At 55.3% G+C, this 18,157-nt stretch carries 8 protein-coding genes and 1 riboswitch; all 8 genes read right to left on the bottom strand.

Translation table 11 applies throughout. From position 1 onward, the window contains the following. Positions 1 to 15 precede the first annotated feature (15 nt). Positions 16 to 1,563, bottom strand: a complete 1,548-nt coding sequence (purH, locus tag JSQ80_RS14635; protein WP_206095789.1) for a bifunctional phosphoribosylaminoimidazolecarboxamide formyltransferase/IMP cyclohydrolase — start codon at positions 1,561 to 1,563, stop codon at positions 16 to 18. Positions 1,564 to 1,736: 173 nt separating this feature from the next. After that, positions 1,737 to 2,309 carry a phosphoribosylglycinamide formyltransferase gene (gene purN / locus JSQ80_RS14630; protein WP_240464117.1) on the bottom strand — a complete coding sequence of 191 codons (573 nt, stop codon included), beginning with the start codon at positions 2,307 to 2,309 and terminating at the stop codon, positions 1,737 to 1,739. An 83-nt stretch (positions 2,310 to 2,392) separates the two neighbouring features. Next, a complete protein-coding gene (purM, locus tag JSQ80_RS14625; protein WP_206095787.1) occupies positions 2,393 to 3,439 on the bottom strand; it encodes a phosphoribosylformylglycinamidine cyclo-ligase in 1,047 nt (348 codons plus the stop codon). Between the two features lie 398 nt (positions 3,440 to 3,837). Beyond that, positions 3,838 to 5,289: an amidophosphoribosyltransferase gene (purF, locus tag JSQ80_RS14620; protein ID WP_206097606.1), complete on the bottom strand. Its 1,452-nt coding sequence runs from the start codon at positions 5,287 to 5,289 to the stop codon at positions 3,838 to 3,840. A gap of 53 nt (positions 5,290 to 5,342) precedes the next feature. Beyond that, positions 5,343 to 7,574, bottom strand: coding sequence for a phosphoribosylformylglycinamidine synthase subunit PurL (gene purL, locus JSQ80_RS14615; protein ID WP_206097607.1), 2,232 nt, complete (start codon positions 7,572 to 7,574; stop codon positions 5,343 to 5,345). A gap of 40 nt (positions 7,575 to 7,614) precedes the next feature. Then, positions 7,615 to 8,304 (bottom strand): phosphoribosylformylglycinamidine synthase subunit PurQ, encoded by a 690-nt coding sequence (gene purQ, locus JSQ80_RS14610; RefSeq protein WP_206095786.1) that lies wholly within the window; start codon positions 8,302 to 8,304, stop codon positions 7,615 to 7,617. A gap of 4 nt (positions 8,305 to 8,308) precedes the next feature. Beyond that, entirely contained in the window at positions 8,309 to 8,554 is a 246-nt protein-coding gene (gene purS, locus JSQ80_RS14605) for a phosphoribosylformylglycinamidine synthase subunit PurS (protein ID WP_206095785.1), read from the bottom strand. Positions 8,555 to 8,765: 211 nt separating this feature from the next. Continuing rightward, positions 8,766 to 8,866: riboswitch (purine riboswitch) on the bottom strand. A gap of 938 nt (positions 8,867 to 9,804) precedes the next feature. Further along, positions 9,805 to 18,084: a type I pullulanase gene (gene pulA, locus JSQ80_RS14600; RefSeq protein WP_206095784.1), complete on the bottom strand. Its 8,280-nt coding sequence runs from the start codon at positions 18,082 to 18,084 to the stop codon at positions 9,805 to 9,807. Positions 18,085 to 18,157: the final 73 nt, after the last annotated feature.

Raw genomic sequence — 18,157 nt, 5'->3', positions numbered from 1 at the left:
GCACATCCCCCGTTCTTAATGCTTGAAGTGACGGACCCCGGTAAGGACCATTGCCAGTCCGTGCTCGTTCGCCACTTGGATGGACTCGTCGTCACGGATGGAACCGCCCGGCTGAATGACCGCCGTAATGCCGGCTTCCGCCGCCAATGCGAGCGTATCTCCCATCGGGAAGAACGCATCCGATGCAAGCACCGCGCCGCGCGCCTTTTCTCCGGCCTGCTCGATCGCGATGCGGGCTGCACCCACGCGGTTCATCTGTCCTGCGCCAACCCCGACAGTCATGCCATCCTTCACAAGCACGATGGCATTCGATTTCACGTGCTTGACCACATTCCAGCCGAACAGCAGCTGCTCCAGCTCGGCTTCCGATGGCTTGCGCTCGGTCACCGGTTGAAGCTTGGAAGCGTCAAGCGTATGCAAATCATTCTCCTGCACAAGCAAGCCTCCGTTCACCGAAGTGAGCTGGCGGGAAGCGCCGCGCTCAGCCGGACTTGGAACGACGCCGGTGCGCAGCAGGCGCAGATTTTTCTTCTGCTGCAATATATCCAGCGCCTCTTGCGTAAAGTCTGGAGCAATGACGATTTCAAGGAAAATTTCATGCAGCAAACGGGCCGTGTCCCCATCGATTGCCCGGTTCGCGGCGACGATTCCGCCGAAGATGGAAGTCGGATCGGAAGCATACGCCTTCTGATACGCTTCAAGCACCGCAGCGCCGATACCGACGCCGCAAGGATTCATATGCTTTACGGCGGCGACCGCCGGCATCTCGAATTCGCTCACGATGGAGAGGGCAGCGTTCGCATCGTTGATGTTGTTGTAGGACAGCTCCTTGCCGTGCAGCTGCTCCGCCGTCGTGATGCTGCCCGGCGCCGCCAACGGTTGGCGATAGAACGCTGCTTCCTGGTGCGGATTCTCCCCGTAACGAAGCGATTGCACCTTCTCATACGTAACCGTGTAGCGCTCCGGCCATGTCTCGCCGACTTGTCCGCTCAAGTAATCCGCAATAAGCGCATCGTACGCCGCCGTATGGCGGAACACCTTCGCCGCCAAGCGTTTGCGCGTCTCAAGCTTCGTATCGCCGCTGCTGTGGATTTCTTCCAGCACCGTCTCGTAATCCGCCGCATCGACCACCACGGTAACGTCACCATGGTTTTTGGCCGCCGAGCGCAGCATTGTCGGGCCGCCGATATCTATATTTTCAATCGCATCTTCATAGGACACATCCGGCTTCGCTATCGTTTGCTGGAACGGATACAGATTGACGATGACCATATCAATCGTGGATAAGCCGAGCTCTTCAAGCTGCTTGCGATGCTCTTCATTGCTCCGTACCGCGAGCAGACCGCTGTGCACGGCAGGATGGAGCGTCTTCACCCGCCCGTCCAATATTTCGGGAAATCCGGTCACATCCGAAATGCCCGTTACCGGGACGCCAGCTTGCTCCAGCAGCGACTTCGTTCCTCCGGTTGAAATCAACTGCACGCCCGCTTCTGCCAGCGCACGCGCAAATTCAACGACACCCGTCTTGTCAGAAACACTAATAAGCGCTCTTTGAATCGTCATGTTGTCCTCTCCCTTGCTCAAATATATGGCTGCCACTTCCGAGCCGGGCGGATGTGCCGTTCGTTTCCAACCCCGCTCCGTTGTGCTAACATTTGGAATTCTGATTGTATATCATTTTAATGCGATAAAGTCCATTCGTCCAGACAGGCTCAGCCTGCCTGCATCCGAAAAACCTACCTTTTTCCGCTCACCAGACGGCGAACCACCTGCGGGTACAAGTCATGCTCCACCGCTTGAATACGGGCAGTCAACTCTGCCTCCGTAACACCCGGTTCAATCACGACCGCTTGCTGCGCAACAATCGGCCCCGTATCCATCCCTTCGTCGACCAGATGCACCGTCACTCCCGTCACCTTCACGCCGTAATCCAGCGCTTGGCGTACCGCGTGCAGGCCCGGAAAGGCCGGGAGCAGCGACGGATGAATGTTGACCATGCGCCCTACATATGCCTGAAGCAGCACTGGCGTAATCAGCCGCATATAACCGGCAAGCACAATCCAATCGATGTCGTATTCCTCCAGCACATGCAGCACATCGTGTTCATACTGCTCGCGGGACAAATATTGCTTCGGCTCGAACACCACGTGCGGCACGTTCGCCGCCTGCGCCCGCTCCAGAACATACGCCCGAGGCTTATCGCACACCAGGAGCGCCAGCTCCGCACCCAGCTTCTGCGAAGAAGCCGCATCCGCAAGCGCCTGGAAGTTCGAGCCCGAACCGGAGGCGAACACCGCAATGCGCGGCATCCGTTCCCCTTCACGCAATTCTAACGGCGGCACACGGAAGTCGGCCGTTTCTTTATTTAAAGAACTCGTATCCATCGGACGCATTATATCCCGACCTCCGGTATCCGTACTTCCCGTGCGCCTTCCGTTACGGTCCCGATGCGATATACCGCTTCTCCCTGTTCAGCCAAGCACGCCATTGCGGCATCCGCATCCTGTGCCGAGACGACGGCGATCATGCCGATCCCCATGTTGAACGTCGTGAACAGCTCCTCCGCCTTCAAGGCGCCGACCCGCTCCATTACACGGAACACCGGGTGCACCGGCCAAGAGCCGTAATCAATATGAACCGCTGTCCCTTCCGGCAGCACGCGCGGAATATTTTCTAAGAAGCCGCCGCCCGTAATGTGCGCCGCTCCTTTCACTTGCACCTGCTTCATCAGCTCAAGCAGCGGCTTTACGTAGATGCGTGTCGGCGTGAGCAGCACCTCACCAAGCGTCGCATCCGTCTCCAGCTCCGGCACCTGCGCATTCAAGCTGTAGCCCGCTTGCTCCAGCAGCAGCTTGCGCACGAGCGAGAAGCCGTTGCTGTGCACGCCGCTCGATGGCAGGCCGAGCACGACATCGCCCGGCTTGATATCCGCTCCGTTTACAATGCGGCTCTTTTCGGCGACCCCCACGCTGAAGCCTGCGATGTCGTACTCTTCCGCGCCGTACATGCCCGGCATTTCCGCCGTTTCGCCCCCTATAAGCGAACAGCCCGCCTGCGCGCAGCCTTCCGCAATCCCGCTCACAATGCCCTCGATGCGCTCCGGCTTTACTTTGCCGCAGGCCAAGTAATCGAGGAAGAACAGCGGCTCCGCCCCCTGCACGACGATGTCGTTCACGCACATTGCCACGGCGTCGATGCCAATCGTGTCATGCTTATCCATGGCAAAGGCAAGCATCAGCTTCGTTCCAACGCCGTCGGTTCCCGAGACGAGCACAGGCTCCTCGTATTTTTTGCTGTTCAACTGGAACAGGGCGCCGAAGCCGCCGAGATCCGTCATCACCTCGGGACGGAACGTGCGGCGCACATGCTTCTTCATCCGTTCGACGGCTTCATTGCCCGCCGCGATGTCGACACCCGCTTGTTTGTAAGCTTCAGACATGGGTTTCTCTCCCTTGCAACATTTTTAGAGGTTATTTGAAAGCGTCTTATTTACAACTATTTTCTAACAGTCCGGTGAAAAGGCAAGACAAGCTGCAAAAGTGCAGGTCGATAGAGTGAGACACGCTATTTTCCTAGAACAAGCTGCAAAAACACATTAAAATTCGGTCATTTTGGGACATATGCCTGTTTTAAGAACCTTTTAAGTGTACTATTACATTTCAAGGACCAAACATCGTCTGTTTTTATGAATTTACATGCACATTTGCAGTTCCTCAAATCTTGCCGCAAGCTGGACTCAACGATATGCGTGTATGCGTGGACTTCCGGCTGTTATTCATCGCCTTAAAATCAGTACGATGCGTAACAATTGGCATCCACTTATACCACGCATGTTTCTCAGCAGCCGCAGCCTAATGTCTTCGCCTCGGCAGCCAGCTCCGTCGGATAATCGCGATCGAAGCAAGCCATGCACAGCCCGCCGTTCTTTTCCTTCGCGAACGCGCCCCCGATTGCCTCCACCGTGCCCTCGTGAGACAGAAACGCAAGCGAATCCGCCCCCACCAAGCTGCAAATCTCTTCTACGGAATGGCTCGAAGCGATTAAATCATTGCTGTCCGGCGTATCGATGCCATAGAAGCATGGATGCTTAAAGGGCGGCGACGCGATGCGCAGATGCACCTCTGTCGCTCCCGCATCGCGCAGCATCTTGACGATGCGGCGCGACGTCGTCCCGCGCACGATCGAGTCGTCTATGAGGACGACGCGCTTGCCTTCCACAACGCTGCGCACGGCGCTCAGCTTCATCTTCACGCCCTGCTCGCGCAGCTCCTGGCTAGGCTGAATGAACGTGCGGCCTGAATATTTACTCTTAATCATGCCCATTTCATACGGAATGCCTGTCGCTTCCGCATAACCGATAGCTGCGGAGATGCTGGAATCCGGCACGCCGGATACGATGTCTGCCTCGACATAAGACTCCTGAGCCAGCTGCTTGCCCATCCGCTTGCGGGCGGTATGAAGATTCATATCATGCATTTGACTGTCAGGACGCGCAAAATATATAAATTCCATCGCGCATAAAGCCCGGCGCTCTATAGGCGCGAACCGTTCCGATCGGCAGCCCATCTCGTCGAACACGAGCAGCTCGCCCGGCTCGATCGCGCGGATGAACTCCGCCCCCACCGCGTCCAAAGCGCACGATTCGGACGAAAAGATATGCGCATCGCCGATGCGTCCCATCGCCAGCGGACGCAACCCGTGCGGATCGGATGCAACAAGCAGCCTGTCATTCGTCATAATGAGAAACGCAAAGCCGCCCACCAGCTGACGAAGCGCTTCCTTCGCCGCCGTCACCACATCGGCCTCCGAGCGGGCGATCAAGTGCGCAATGACCTCGGTATCGCTCGTCGTCTGAAAGATGGAGCCCTTCTGCTCCAGCTCTCTGCGAATGGCCGGCGCATTGACGATGTTCCCGTTCGTCGCCACGGACAGGTCGCCGTCGCGCGTTTTGAACACGAGCGGCTGCGCATTCGTCAAGCGGCTGTCGCCAGACGTGGAATAGCGCACATGGCCGATGGCGCGGTCGCCGCTCAAGCTGTCCAGGCGGTCCTTGTCGAACACTTCCTTCACAAGGCCCATGCCGCGGTGATAGCTGAATGCCCGGCCGTCCGACGTGCAGATGCCTGAGCTTTCCTCGCCGCGGTGCTGCAGCGTATGAAGGCCGTAGTACGTGAGCGAGGCGGCATCGGCGTAGCCAAATACGCCGAACACCCCGCACTCCTCGCGCAGACGGTCGAACGGGCCGTCTTTGCCAATGCCTTCATTAAAATAACTGCCTCTCTCGTCCATACCCGCCAGATCGTACGCTCGGGCGGCCTCTTCACGTTCCTGCGCATGCTGCTTTATTGCATCAGACATGGAATCGCATCCTTCCACACCCGCTCCGCTTCGTATCGTGTCACATCAATGGCATCCTTACCGTTCACCCGCAGCTGAATCCGGTCTCCGCCAACGACGCCTAAGCGTTGAACAGGCACTTCATATTGGGCACACCACTCAACGACCGCTTCCTCATGCTGCGGCGCTACCGACAGCACGATACGGGATTGAGATTCACTGAACAACGCCACATCCGGTCTCAAGCCTTCTGCTTGCCAATCTGCCGTCACGCCAAGGCCGCCGCTGATGGCGCACTCCGCGAGCGCAACCGCGATTCCGCCTTCCGCCACATCATGAGCGGATTGCACCTTGCCCGCTTGAATCGCGCCTAGCACGGCACGGTGCAGACGCTGCTCCACATCCAGATCCACCGCCGGCGGACGCCCTTCCGTCACCCCATGAATGACGGTCTGGAATTCGCTGCCGCCCAGCTCCGCTTTCGTTGCGCCAAGCAGAAGCACAATATCGCCTGCCTGCTTGAAGCCTTGCTTCGTAATATGATCCACATCATGCACGAGACCGACCATGCCGACTACTGGAGTCGGATAGATGGCTCCCTTCGCATTCTCATTGTATAAGCTGACATTGCCTCCGATTACCGGAGTCGACAGATGACGGCAAGCTTCCGCCATCCCGTCGACGGCCTGCTCCATTTGCCAGAAATTCTCCGGCTTTTCCGGATTGCCGAAGTTCAAATTATCCGTAATCGCGAGCGGTTCGGCCCCCGAGCATACGATGTTGCGCGCTGCTTCCGCTACCGCAATGCGCCCGCCCATGAACGGGTCGAGATACGCATAGCGCCCGTTGCAGTCCGTCGTCATTGCCAGCGCCTTGCGTGTGCCGCGCACCATGACAACCGCCGCATCCGATCCAGGCGCTACCGCCGTGCTGGCGCGCACCATACTGTCATACTGGCGGTACACCCACTCTTTGCTCGCCACCGTCGGAGAACCAAGCACCTTCAATAAAGCCCCGTTCACATCCGTCACTTCCGGATAATTCGTCGTATCCACCTGTTCGTTCGCCGTATAGTAAGCCGGAACCTGAGACGGCTTCTCATAGACCGGACATTCGTCCACCAAGCCGCGCACCGGCATATCCGCCACCACCTCGCCGCCATAGGTCAGGCGGAGCCGGCCATCATCCGTAACGCGGCCGACCTGGCGGCAGATGACGCCCCAGCGGTCGAAGATTTCCATCGCAATCGGCTCGTTATGCTCTTCGATGACGAACAGCATGCGCTCCTGCGATTCAGACAGCATCATTTCGTAAGGCGTCATGCCGCGTTCGCGCTGCGGCACCTCGTCCAAGTGCAGCTCCAGACCGTTGCCCGCCTTGCTTGCCATCTCGGCGCTTGAGCAGGTCAAGCCCGCTGCGCCCATATCTTGAATGCCGATGACGATGCCGGATTGAATGAGCTCCAAGCACGATTCCATCACTAATTTTTCCATGAACGGATCGCCAACCTGGACCGCCGGACGCTTCGCCTCCGACTCTTCCGTCAGCTCCTCCGAAGCAAATGTCGCTCCGTGGATACCATCGCGCCCCGTCGGAGGTCCGACATAATAGACCGGGTTGCCGATGCCGCTCGCCACCCCGCTCTGAATATCTTTATGATCAATCAGCCCGACGCACATCGCATTCACAAGCGGATTTCCTTCGTAGCTCGCGTCGAACATCACTTCGCCGCCTACCGTCGGAATGCCGATGCAGTTGCCGTACCCTGCAATCCCGGATACGACATGCTCGAACAAATAACGCACGCGCTCATCCGTCAGTTGGCCGAAGCGAAGCGAATTCAACACCGCGATCGGACGCGCGCCCATCGAGAAAATGTCGCGGATGATGCCGCCAACCCCCGTCGCCGCGCCTTGATAAGGCTCAATGGCCGAAGGGTGATTATGGCTCTCGATCTTGAAGCAGACTGCCTGACCGTCGCCAATGTCGACGATGCCGGCGCCCTCGCCCGGACCGACCAGCACGCGTTCGCCTGTCGTCGGGAACCGCTTCAGCAAGGGCTTGGAATTCTTGTAGGCGCAGTGCTCCGACCACATGACGCTGAATACGCCGATTTCCGTATAATTCGGCTTCCGGTCAAGCAGCTCGCAAATGTGCGCGTACTCCGCATCCGTCACGCCCATCGACGCATAAATCCGCTCCTCCGCAATCTGCTGCGCAGTCGGCTCCTTCCGCATATTTGCTTTGCCTTGCTCCAACACGGCATCCGTCTCGTTCTTAGTTAACGTTCGTTGCATGACGTTCCCTCCAAGCCTTCATAATTGACTGAAACATGCGCACGCCGTCCTTCGATCCGAGCAGGTCGCTGACCGCACGCTCCGGATGCGGCATCATGCCGAGCACATTGCCTTGTTCGTTAATAATGCCAGCTATATGTTCCAAAGACCCATTCGGGTTCTCTTCGTACGTAAATACAATTTGGTTGTTGCGCTTCAGCTGCTCCAGCGTCTGCTCGTCACAGTAATAATTGCCTTCGCCATGGGCGATTGGAATATCGATGACCTCATCCTGCCCGTATTCGCTCGTAAACGGCGTGTTCGGCTGAACAACGCGCAATTTCGAGTGGTGACAACGGAATTTCAACCCCGTGTTGCGGCGCAGTGCGCCCGGGAGCAAACCCGCTTCAGTCAAAATTTGAAATCCGTTGCAAATGCCGAGCACATAGGTGCCCTTGTCCGCCGCCTTCGCCACCGCGTTCATCACCGGAGCGAACCTGGCAATCGCGCCGCTGCGCAGATAGTCGCCGTACGAGAATCCGCCCGGTATCATAATCAAATCGTAGCCAGTCAAATCTTCAGCCGTATGCCAGACACGCTCTACTGTCGCTTCCGCCAACGTCTCTTCTGCCGCATGCACACAATCCCAATCACAGTTGGAGCCCGGAAAAACGAGTACAGCTACCTTCATGCCCTTAGTCCTCCAACTCGTAACGATAGTCTTCAACAACCGGATTGGCCAGCAGCTGCTTGCACATCTTCTCCACATCCGCTTCCGCTTGGGCGCGGTCTTCCGTGTCGAGCGTCAGTTCCAAGTATTTGCCGATGCGCACTTCTTCGACGTCGCCGTATCCCATCGTGTGCAGCGCCTGTTGAACGGCAGTGCCTTGCGGATCAAGTACATTTGCTTTCGTCGTGACATAAACCTTTACTTTGAACATTGGATAGGTCCTCCCCAGTGTGAGTATGAAATGGGTGCCGAACGAAACGAATTATCGTTGGCCGGAATGCTGAACAAGTGAGGCAAGGATGAAGAAGATTCTGGATGACTTACATAAAAAGGCCCGCTGATAGCTGCAGAAGCTCTATCTCGGACCCAGTTGAACAGAGGAAAGAAAACGAAAGCAAGCCCGCCCCTCGAAGGGTATACGGCTGCTCGACGCTTTCTCTCGTAGTCCAAAAATTTAAGGTCTTTGGGTAGAGACTTCGGGCCATATTCCCGGAATTATACGAGAGCGATCATCATACGTCATATATTGAATTTGAGTTTAGTTTAACAAGGTTCAAACCCCTCTGTCAACCGTAAAACACGAACATTAACATAAAACCAAAAATATATAGTTCGTTTTTAGTCGAAACGTCCCGTTTATGGCACCGCTTCAACCGGTGTCCCTATTTTAGCTCCTTGAGACACTCTCCCCTTGGATCAGAAAGAAACCGCTGCAGCACACCTATTTCAGAAAATGTACGCTTCAACTTTCAGACGACTACATGAAAAGAATCGATACGTTTAGCTCAAGCTCAGACACTTCAATCACTCATCCCGTACTAACTGCTGAATAGAGGGGAGAGTGGTGCTAAGATCATTTACCCGCTACATCGTTCTCCGCTCTGGGTCCTTGGGAGAGTGACGCTAAGGCCGTTTCCATGCTATATCCTTCCCCGCTCTGAGTCCTTGGGAGAGTCACGCTAAGGTCATTTACCTGCTACTTCCTTCCCCGCTCTGAGTCCTTGGGAGAGTCACGCTAAGTTCATTTACCTGCTACTTCCTTCCCCGCTCTGAGTCCTTGGGAGAGTGGTGCTAAGATCATTTACCCGCTACATCCTTCCCCGCTCTGAGTCCTTGGGAGAGTGATGCTAAGATCATTTACCCGCTACATCGTTCTCCGCTCTGAGTCCTTGGGAAAGTGACGCTAAGATCATTTACCTGCTACTTCCTTCCCCGCTCTGAGTCCTTGGGAGAGTGGCGCTAAGGTCATTTACCTGCTACTTCCTTCCCCGCTCTGAGTCCTTGGGAGAGTGATGCTAAGATCATTTACCCGCTACATCCTTCCCCGCTCTGAGTCCTTGGGAGAGTGGCGCCAAGCAGCATAAAAAACTCCCGACGCCGCTTCACAAGCAGCCCGGGAGCATATTGTGCAAACCGAGGATTACTTAGGTGGTGTTTAATGAGTCATCATGCAACGTAACTCTATTCAGCGATGTAGTCCAACTGCAGAAGCAACCGCTTCAACAGAGAACCGGCTTCCGCACGGGTTGCCTTCGCGCCAGGGCGCAGCGTCTTATCCGCGAATCCGTTCATCAGACCGGAAGCTGCCACGGAATCGACAGCCTTCCTCGCCCATGCACCAACCTGCTTGCTATCTTTAAAGCTAGCCGCGGCTGCCTCATTGTCAGCCCCCAACTGCTTCAGTTCCGTAAGCGCAGCGGCATTCACGAGCATTTGCGCCATCTGCTCGCGTGTGATCGGCTCGTTCGGCTTAAACGTGCCGTCCGCATACCCCCGAACAAGCTTTAATTCCACGGAAAGCGCAATTGTATCCGCAAACCAAGCGGACGTTGACACGTCTGTAAATGACGCCTGTCGCCCTTGTTGCAGTCGATTCTGGCCAAGCTGGTCACCGAATCCCAATGCTCGTATGAGCATTGCGGCGAACTCCGCTCGGGTCACTGATTCATTCGGCACGAATCGCCCGTGCTCCTTACCATTAACGATGAGCTTAGAAGCCAACAGTTCAAGATCAGCCTTTGCCCAATGACCGCTTAAATCCTCGAAGGCCGGCGCGTAGACCAAGGCCGCGTAGATGCCGTCACCCTGATGCTTCATCGTGACAATCGTCTGCTTCCCGTCTGCAGACAGATCTATCTGTGAAGGGACAAACGAGAAGTTCTTCGTTGCCTCGTTATATTTTACAGCGGCTATTCGAGCATGTTGCCCAGGAACGGTAATCGAACGTGCCGTAAAGCTGCCGATTGCCTTATCCAAGGCTTCAAGCTTGCCGTTCGCCTCCCTGCCTAATTGGAATTGAGCCGCTGACGGCACGCTTGAACCTGTCAAATAAGATGCCGCCGCTTGCATCGGCTTCAGCTGTTCGCCTGACAGCTGCTTTATGTGCAGCGTCAAGTTCGTCGCAGCGTCGCCGTTCGCCTGTTTCATGACGCGTGCCAGCGGAAGCTGATAGCTTCCCGCCCCCGTCTTCACGATGATGTCCAGCTGCGGATGCTCTTGAACGGCATTCTTCAGCACGTTCATCGGCCACACGATTCGAACGTCAGCCGATTCGTCAGGAACGGCGATCGTCCACATATGCTTGTTCTGCGCTTTGCCTAACAGATTCAACATGGCGCGAACCGACACGGCGCTAATTCGGACCTCGGCTGTTACCGTGCCGTCGGCGTTCGTCACTTTGGCGATTGTGCTAGGCTCGTAACGGACGCCATCTGCCGTAACCGTAAATCCGTCATCACCCGACTCCGTTCCGAGGGTGCTGGCTGTTCCGTTAGCGCCGCCTGTGCCGCCAGAGCTTGTGCCTTCATTGCCGCCGTTTTCAGCTCCTGTATCAGGCTTCGTTCCAGTATCCTTTTTCTCCGCAGCAAGCACGATCGTGCCACCGTCATCTTTACTCGGAATATGAACCGTAACCGTCTGTCCGGCGCTAACCACATAGACGGCGCCGCTATATTCGTCCGTCACCTTCGTATCCGGCGCATAAGGAACACGGAACGTCACTTTCTCCTTCGCCTCGGCTTTTGGATTCAAGCCGACGATTACAGTGTCATTCTGATAGCTTTTTGCAAAGATCATATAACCGTCGGCGTCTCCACCCGCCAGCTTGGTCCGCTCTCCCTTGGAGAAAGCTTTGGAATGCGCAGCGCGAATATGGAGCAGCTTGCTGTAATGATCGTGCAGCTTCTTCTCCGAATCGAGCTTATCCCACGGCATATCGCCCCGGTTCTCGCTCAGTTGCCCCTGCGACATATCTCTGGCATTAGCGCCCGATCGTCCGAGCTCTTCGCCATAATAGACGACAGGCTGGCCTTTAGCCGTAATCTGCAATGCCGCAGCCACCATCAGCTTGCCCTTGTCGCCGCCAACATAATGGCTCAGGAAGCCATCCTCGTCATGGCTGCTCAAAAATTGGCCGAGCATCGCGGTGTTGTCCATGCGCGTTTCGCGGTCCTGCAGCGCCGCTTCTGTCGCATCAAGCTTGCCGTTGACGAAATCTCTGGCCTTGCTTTTAAAGTCAAAGTCCAGCAAAGAATCCATCTCGCCCGTTCTTAAGTATGAACCTGTGTTGTCAACGGAAGCGCCGAAGTATTCCCCGATCAGCTTGAATTCGGGATTGAGCTCGGTCAGCTTGTTGCGGAATGCCTTCCATGTCGTATCATCCACATGCTTGACGGTGTCGACGCGGAAATAATCGATTGTATCCCCGCGATCGGTTCGCGCCCGTTCCAACCAGCCTGCTTGCCAGTTGATAACTGTATCCCTAACGTGCGGGAGCTCCGTCATAAAGTCCGGCAGACCTGCAAGCTCTCCGCGGACTGGATTCGTATCGGCGCTGACGCCATCGCTTCTCAGCATGCCTGCAAATCGCTGCTTATCCTCTTCCGTGATGCCCGGACTGCGATCATCCGGCTTTAATCCATAGCCGGTATGATTAAGCACCACATCCACCATAATTTTGATGCCGCGATCATGTGCCTTTTCGATCAACTCCTTGAATGTATCCACGTCTCCGAGATGCTTATCGATTTTCTCGAAGTTTTTGCCCCAATAGCCGTGGTAAGCATACTGCTTGCCGTTGAAGCTTGCCCCTTGATTGAAGTCGATATTTTCAACAATCGGCGTAATCCAGAGCGTATTGACACCAAGCTGTTCGATATAGTCAAGCTTGTCGATCAGACCGCGGAAATCACCGCCATGATAAGCTTCCAAATGGTGCTTGTCATAGCCTTGCCCGGTTGTTCCATTGTTGCTTGGGTCGCCGTCATAGAAGCGATCCGTCAGCACAAAATAAATCCGGGCTTCATCCCAATCAAACCCGAGCTTGCCTGTGGACGCCGGCTTCGCGACGACTTCCGCTTGTGCGGATGACTTATGCCGATTCCCAAACTCGTCAATCAACGTAATCGGGATCTCCTTGATGCCCGGTTCTATAGCATCCCGAACCGTAAAGGAGTGCGCAAGCAGTTCCGTATCCACGCTGGTCGCCGCGCTGCCGCCCAAAGCGGACAAGTCTGCTATGATTCCGCGGACGCCGACCTTGTCGATGGATTCATATCGAATGTTCAGTATACGGTGCAGCCCTGCATATATAGGCCCGCCCTCGATGGCGGCATCAATGGCAATCTCCGGTTTTTTGTAGTTGACGATGGAACGGCCATTCACCGTATTCTTCGGATCGGCAAGCTCCTTCGTGCTGCCATCCTTCGTTACAAGAAACTTGTATTCATATACCCCAGTTGCCGCATCCTGCAATGTGTAGACGTAGCGCTCATTGTCCCGATCGTACATCATCGGATAAGTGATGCCGTTGACGACAATTTCGACCTTGGTGATTCTTTCCGCCTCTCCGCTCTCGAACAACGCGTCGTCCCTGTAGTAGAACGTAATATTCCCCTCGTCAAGAACGGGCCCCGTTACGGAAGGCAGCGTTCTGAATGCCGTTTGCCCGCTATGAACGTACACCTTCGTTAGCGTATCATTCAGATTCGTGCGTATAAATCGGTCGGAATCAGTATCCTTTTCTTCCCAATCGCCTTTCTTAATGATAAATCCGATGCTCTCCGTCTCCGGCCCGATTTCAATCATCGCCGTTGCCATGCCGTTCTCGTATCGTTGGAACTCATGTCCGTCGTCCTGTACGCCTGTCTGCCATACCCATAATCCCCACTTATCGTATTTAGCATCTGGGCGAACATAATTAATTTGGACGTAACGCTTCAAGAGCGGCTTGACCGCAACCTTCTGCGAAGCTTGGACAGAACCTGCTTGAGCCGTAATCGTGGTGGTTCCTTCTTGAACGCCGGATACCTTCCCGGCGCGATCGACCCGTGCCACAGCCGGATCAGACGAGCTCCACCGCACGCTCGCGCCAGACATCGTCTGTCCGAACTGATCCTTCACTACAGCCGTAAAAGGGACAGTACGGCCCAAATAGATTTGCTCTGCTCCATAAATATCCAGCGTTGCCGGCTCCAGCTTGGCGACCGTTACCGTGACCTCGGCTTGCAGCTTCCCGGCCGTCGCTGTCAGGACGGCGGTTCCTTCCGTCACCGCGGCAACCTTACCCATTCCGCTAACTATGGCGATTGAAGCATCGGAGGTCGTCCACGTCACCTTCTCCTGTGGCATTGGACGATTGTTCTGATCCTTAACAACCGCCGTCAACTGCTTGGATGCCCCTGGCTCCAAACCGATCTCCTGCGGTTCTGCCTCCAGCTTTGAAGGGACCTGCGTGTACTCATCAGCTTGATCGTACAGCACCATCATCGACAAGCCGGCAACCTTCACCTTGCCGCCCTGTACGGTACGAATCGTCTCCACGCCAGCAGCCGTATGATCGACGACCACGTTCCATGGCTCATTCGACGGAAGCGCGACATCTTGATCCACATCGGCTCCGTTATAAATAACGGCTATATTGCGCCACTTGTCGCCATTCGCGTAATTTTTCAGCTTAAAGGCGACGATCTGTCCGTCTTGACGGTACAACTCCAGATTGGCGGCTACCGCCTCCTTCGTCGTCATCCGGAAGGCCGGATGCGATGTGCGGAGCTCGATAAGCCCTTTTAAATAATCAAATACCGGCTTATATTCATCCTTCTGCTTCCAGACTATCTGGTTAATCGCATCCGGACTCTGATAGCTGTTATGATCGCCGAATTTGCTGCGCAGCAGCTCGTCGCCCGCATGCAGGAACGGAATGCCTTGCGCGGTCAGCACCATGCCGTTGGCAAGCAATGAACGCTTTACGGTTTCATTGTCGAGCACATTGCGCTCTGTAAGCGTAGCGAACGGATTCGTCTTAATGTCCGCATCCTTGCCCTGCGTCTTCAGCACCTTATCCCATAGGTTCAAGTTGTCATGCGCCGTGACGTAGTTAATCGTCTCCGTCGGTGCCGCAGTGAAGTCTGTCGTGGCTCCCAGCACTCCCTTTACTATCCCGGCTTCCTGACCGGCCGCGCCTGTTGCAAACCCTTTTGAAGCGTCGTCGCTTCCGCCCTTGATCGCCCCTCTGAAATTATCGTTAAATACCGCAAAGCCTTCGCCGCGCTGTTTGCCTTTCTCAATCTGCAGCTCGGAAGCAAGCGGCGTATTGCCGCCAGCCCAAGGCTCGCCGTACACAATAATGCTCGGATCAATCGCCTTCAAATCACTCATGATGCCGCGTGTCGTATTGAGATCGACGAGCTTCATCAGGTCAAAGCGGAAGCCGTCCACATTGTACTGCTCTGCCCAATACTTGACGGAATCCCGCACATACTTGCTGACCATGGGCCGTTCAGTCGCCACCTCGTTGCCGACGCCGGAGCCATTCGTCAATGCGCCCTGCGCATCGGTCCGGTAATAATACCCCGGCACAAGCTTGTCGAATACGGACAAGTCCGATTCCATACCGGTTACGAACGTGTGATTGTACACAACGTCCAGCACGACCCGAATGCCTTGATCGTGAAGTCCCTGCACCATGGCCTTGAATTCACGGATGCGCTTCGCCGGATCTTCCTGTGCCGAGGCGGTCGCATAAGAACCTTCCGGCACATTATAGTTCACCGGGTCATAGCCCCAATTAAATTTACGTTCTGCCGAGGCCGGATCATCTACCTTCCGTTCATTGATTGAACCGAAGTCATAAGCAGGCAGCAGGTGCACATGCGTAACCCCAAGCTCCTTCAAATGACTGATGCCTGTCTTGATACCCGGCTTCCCTGGCAGCGTCGTCCCTGTCTCCGTGAAAGCCGTAAACTTGCCCTGGTTGGCGGCGGACACACCGGAATCGGAGCTGATGGAGAAGTCGCGCATATGCAGCTCATAGATGACGGCGTCCGTCGGCTGCAGGAATGGCGGTTTCATCTCCGCTTCCCAATTGGACGGATTGGTTGCCGCCAGATCGACAACAGCCGACTTTCCGCTATTTACGGAAGAAGAACGCGCATAAGGATCGAGCGCATAAGTCAACGTGCCGTCCGGGAACCGGAGCTTATACATGTAATACGCTCCATTCAGGTTGCCGCTGGCCGCAACCGACCATACGCCTGTATCCGCGTCACGCTCCAGCGGCAGTTCCCGGCTTGGCGTTTCCTTCGCCAACTCAGCGGTATCATACAGGGCAAGCGTTGCCTCGGCAACAGTCGGCGCCCACACTTTGAACGTGCTGGCCTCCGGACCGAATGTAACGCCCAGATCGTCCCCTGTGTACACATAACTGTCCAGAATGCCGCGCATCGTAAGCGGACGGTCGCGATAAATGCCCTGCTGATTTCCTTCGTATCGAACGGCATATGGATCCGATACATCCCCAATCGGATCGGTCAGACGAATGACAACCGATTTATCATCTTCCCCCTTTTCAGACTTGCCGTTTAATTTCACTGCGCCATTATATACGGCGAATGCCGTGTAATCGAGATCGCGAACGACATCATTCAATGTCACAAGTATCTCATTGTCCTGATCGGCAATTGCGGCACGCATCGATGGCTGCGCCTTCGTCTTAAACGCAAACGAATATGCCTTATTGGCCGTTGTTGTCTCGAGCCCCGTCAATACGTCAGCGGGAACCGTTACCGTGTACTCCGCTTCGTAAGCCAGCGGCTGGGCCGGAACAATCATCAACTGCTGAGCGCTGCTTGTGACTGCAGCTTGGATTGTCGCGCCCTTATCATCCGTCAACGTAATTCCCGCTCCATTGACAGCAATGGGCTCGGAATAGGTCATGACGATGGGCTGATCCACGTCAGCCTGCATATGATGTTCGGCCGGCTCTGTACTGATGAGCTCCAGTTTATCATTCATGCGCTCCACAACATACGCGCCTCCATATTCGCTCTGCACGTTAGGGGCCGCCGCTTCATTCCAACTGGCTGCGCGCGCATTGCCGGCAGCTTCGGGAATAACGTTGAACGCCCCATGCTCGGCGTCTTGGTTGCCGCTCAGCACGACGAGCGGACGGAGACGATCACCGTTCTTCAGCTTTAAGAGATGAAGCGGTATCGCGGCCTCGAAGCCGGATTTGCCGTTAGCGGCGAATTCCGCTCCCATCTGCCCCGTCCAGCTGGACAGGATAGGCGTCCTCATATCCATGGAGTCATACAGTGCCGCACCGTTGATTCCATTATCATGCTGCACACGCATCATGATATGATATTGCGGCTTCTGCTGCGTGCCGCTAAAGTTATACGGATATCCCCACGGATTATCGGATATACCCGAATCTGCCTCATTCACATGTAAAGCAATATCGATAAATTGTCCTTTTTCTCCCCAATTAGGCACTTCGGCATCTACCCATACGTACAGCTTCTTGCTGTCATTTGTCAGCTTTACCCCGCCCAATTTGCTTGGCGCACCGTATGTGCTATCGGTAACAGAAATACCCAAATCAGGAACCTCGCTCCACAGCGCATCCTTCTCCCCGTCAATTATCGGAGAATAAGAAATGGTGTAAGCTTGGCTATAACTCGATTGACGGCTTGGATTCTCCTTCATGTTCCAATCGTCCGCGATGGCGTTGTCCGGCGTTTCGGGAATGACATCGAATGCACCATGCTCATCGGCTCTATCGCCGCTCAGCACGACAATGGTCTGCAATTCGTCCCCATTTTTCAGGCGGAGCTGCTGCAGCGGTATGGCCCCCTTCAATATGCTTGCATTTGCCGCAGCCTCGAAGTAAGATCCCTTCAAATCGCCTGTACTCAGCAGCGGCGTCTTGGAACCGCTTTCATATACAGCCGCTTCACCGCCTGTTTTGGCATCCATCACAATGTGATACTTCGGCTTCGCAGCCGTGCCGTCATAAGTAAACTGCCGATTCATCGGATTGCCCGAGATGCCGGAATCGGCGCCGTTCACTAGCAAAGCAATGTCTATGTATTGCCATTGCTCGGCCTTGGCCGCATCGACCCGAAAATACAGATAGCTGCCGTCATTCGCCAGCTTCACCTGATCCAGCTTGAATCCCTGCCATCCGGCGGCCGGCGAAGTGCCCAGCGATTTCACCATGCTCCAATCAATGGCCTGGAGCGCGGCTTCCGCTGTTAAGTTGGTTTCAGCCTGCCTTAGACCTTCAAATTGATTGTTTTCGAGAGTTTGACTCTGCTCTTGCCGATCCTGAAATGGTTGATCACGTTGATCAAGCAGTGGCGTTGAAGCATTAACCTCACCTCCAAACGTCCCCTGCAGCATGCCCGCCAGCATTACACCGGCAAGCACGCGGGAAATTGCAGCCTTCCATGTTCTCCTCATGCCTTAACCCCTCTCCTCAATCTCTGCAAACGTTTGCATAAATGAGAGAAAAAAACGGAATAAAAAACTGCCG

Source organism: Paenibacillus apiarius (assembly GCF_017052585.1).
Classification (GTDB): Bacteria; Bacillota; Bacilli; order Paenibacillales; family Paenibacillaceae; genus Paenibacillus_B; species Paenibacillus_B apiarius.
This window is presented reverse-complemented; position numbering and strand designations above follow the sequence as displayed.

Excerpts from the sequence above, each read along its gene's own strand:
- pulA (WP_206095784.1), bottom strand. The coding sequence starts at position 18,084 with ATGAGGAGAACATGGAAGGCTGCAATTTCCCGCGTGCTTGCCGGTGTA.
- purL (WP_206097607.1), bottom strand. The coding sequence starts at position 7,574 with ATGCGGAAGGAGCCGACTGCGCAGCAGATTGCGGAGGAGCGGATTTAT.
- purS (WP_206095785.1), bottom strand. The coding sequence starts at position 8,554 with ATGTTCAAAGTAAAGGTTTATGTCACGACGAAAGCAAATGTACTTGAT.
- purH (WP_206095789.1), bottom strand. The coding sequence starts at position 1,563 with ATGACGATTCAAAGAGCGCTTATTAGTGTTTCTGACAAGACGGGTGTC.
- purF (WP_206097606.1), bottom strand. The coding sequence starts at position 5,289 with ATGGACGAGAGAGGCAGTTATTTTAATGAAGGCATTGGCAAAGACGGC.
- purQ (WP_206095786.1), bottom strand. The coding sequence starts at position 8,304 with ATGAAGGTAGCTGTACTCGTTTTTCCGGGCTCCAACTGTGATTGGGAT.
- purM (WP_206095787.1), bottom strand. The coding sequence starts at position 3,439 with ATGTCTGAAGCTTACAAACAAGCGGGTGTCGACATCGCGGCGGGCAAT.
- purN (WP_240464117.1), bottom strand. The coding sequence starts at position 2,309 with ATGCCGCGCATTGCGGTGTTCGCCTCCGGTTCGGGCTCGAACTTCCAG.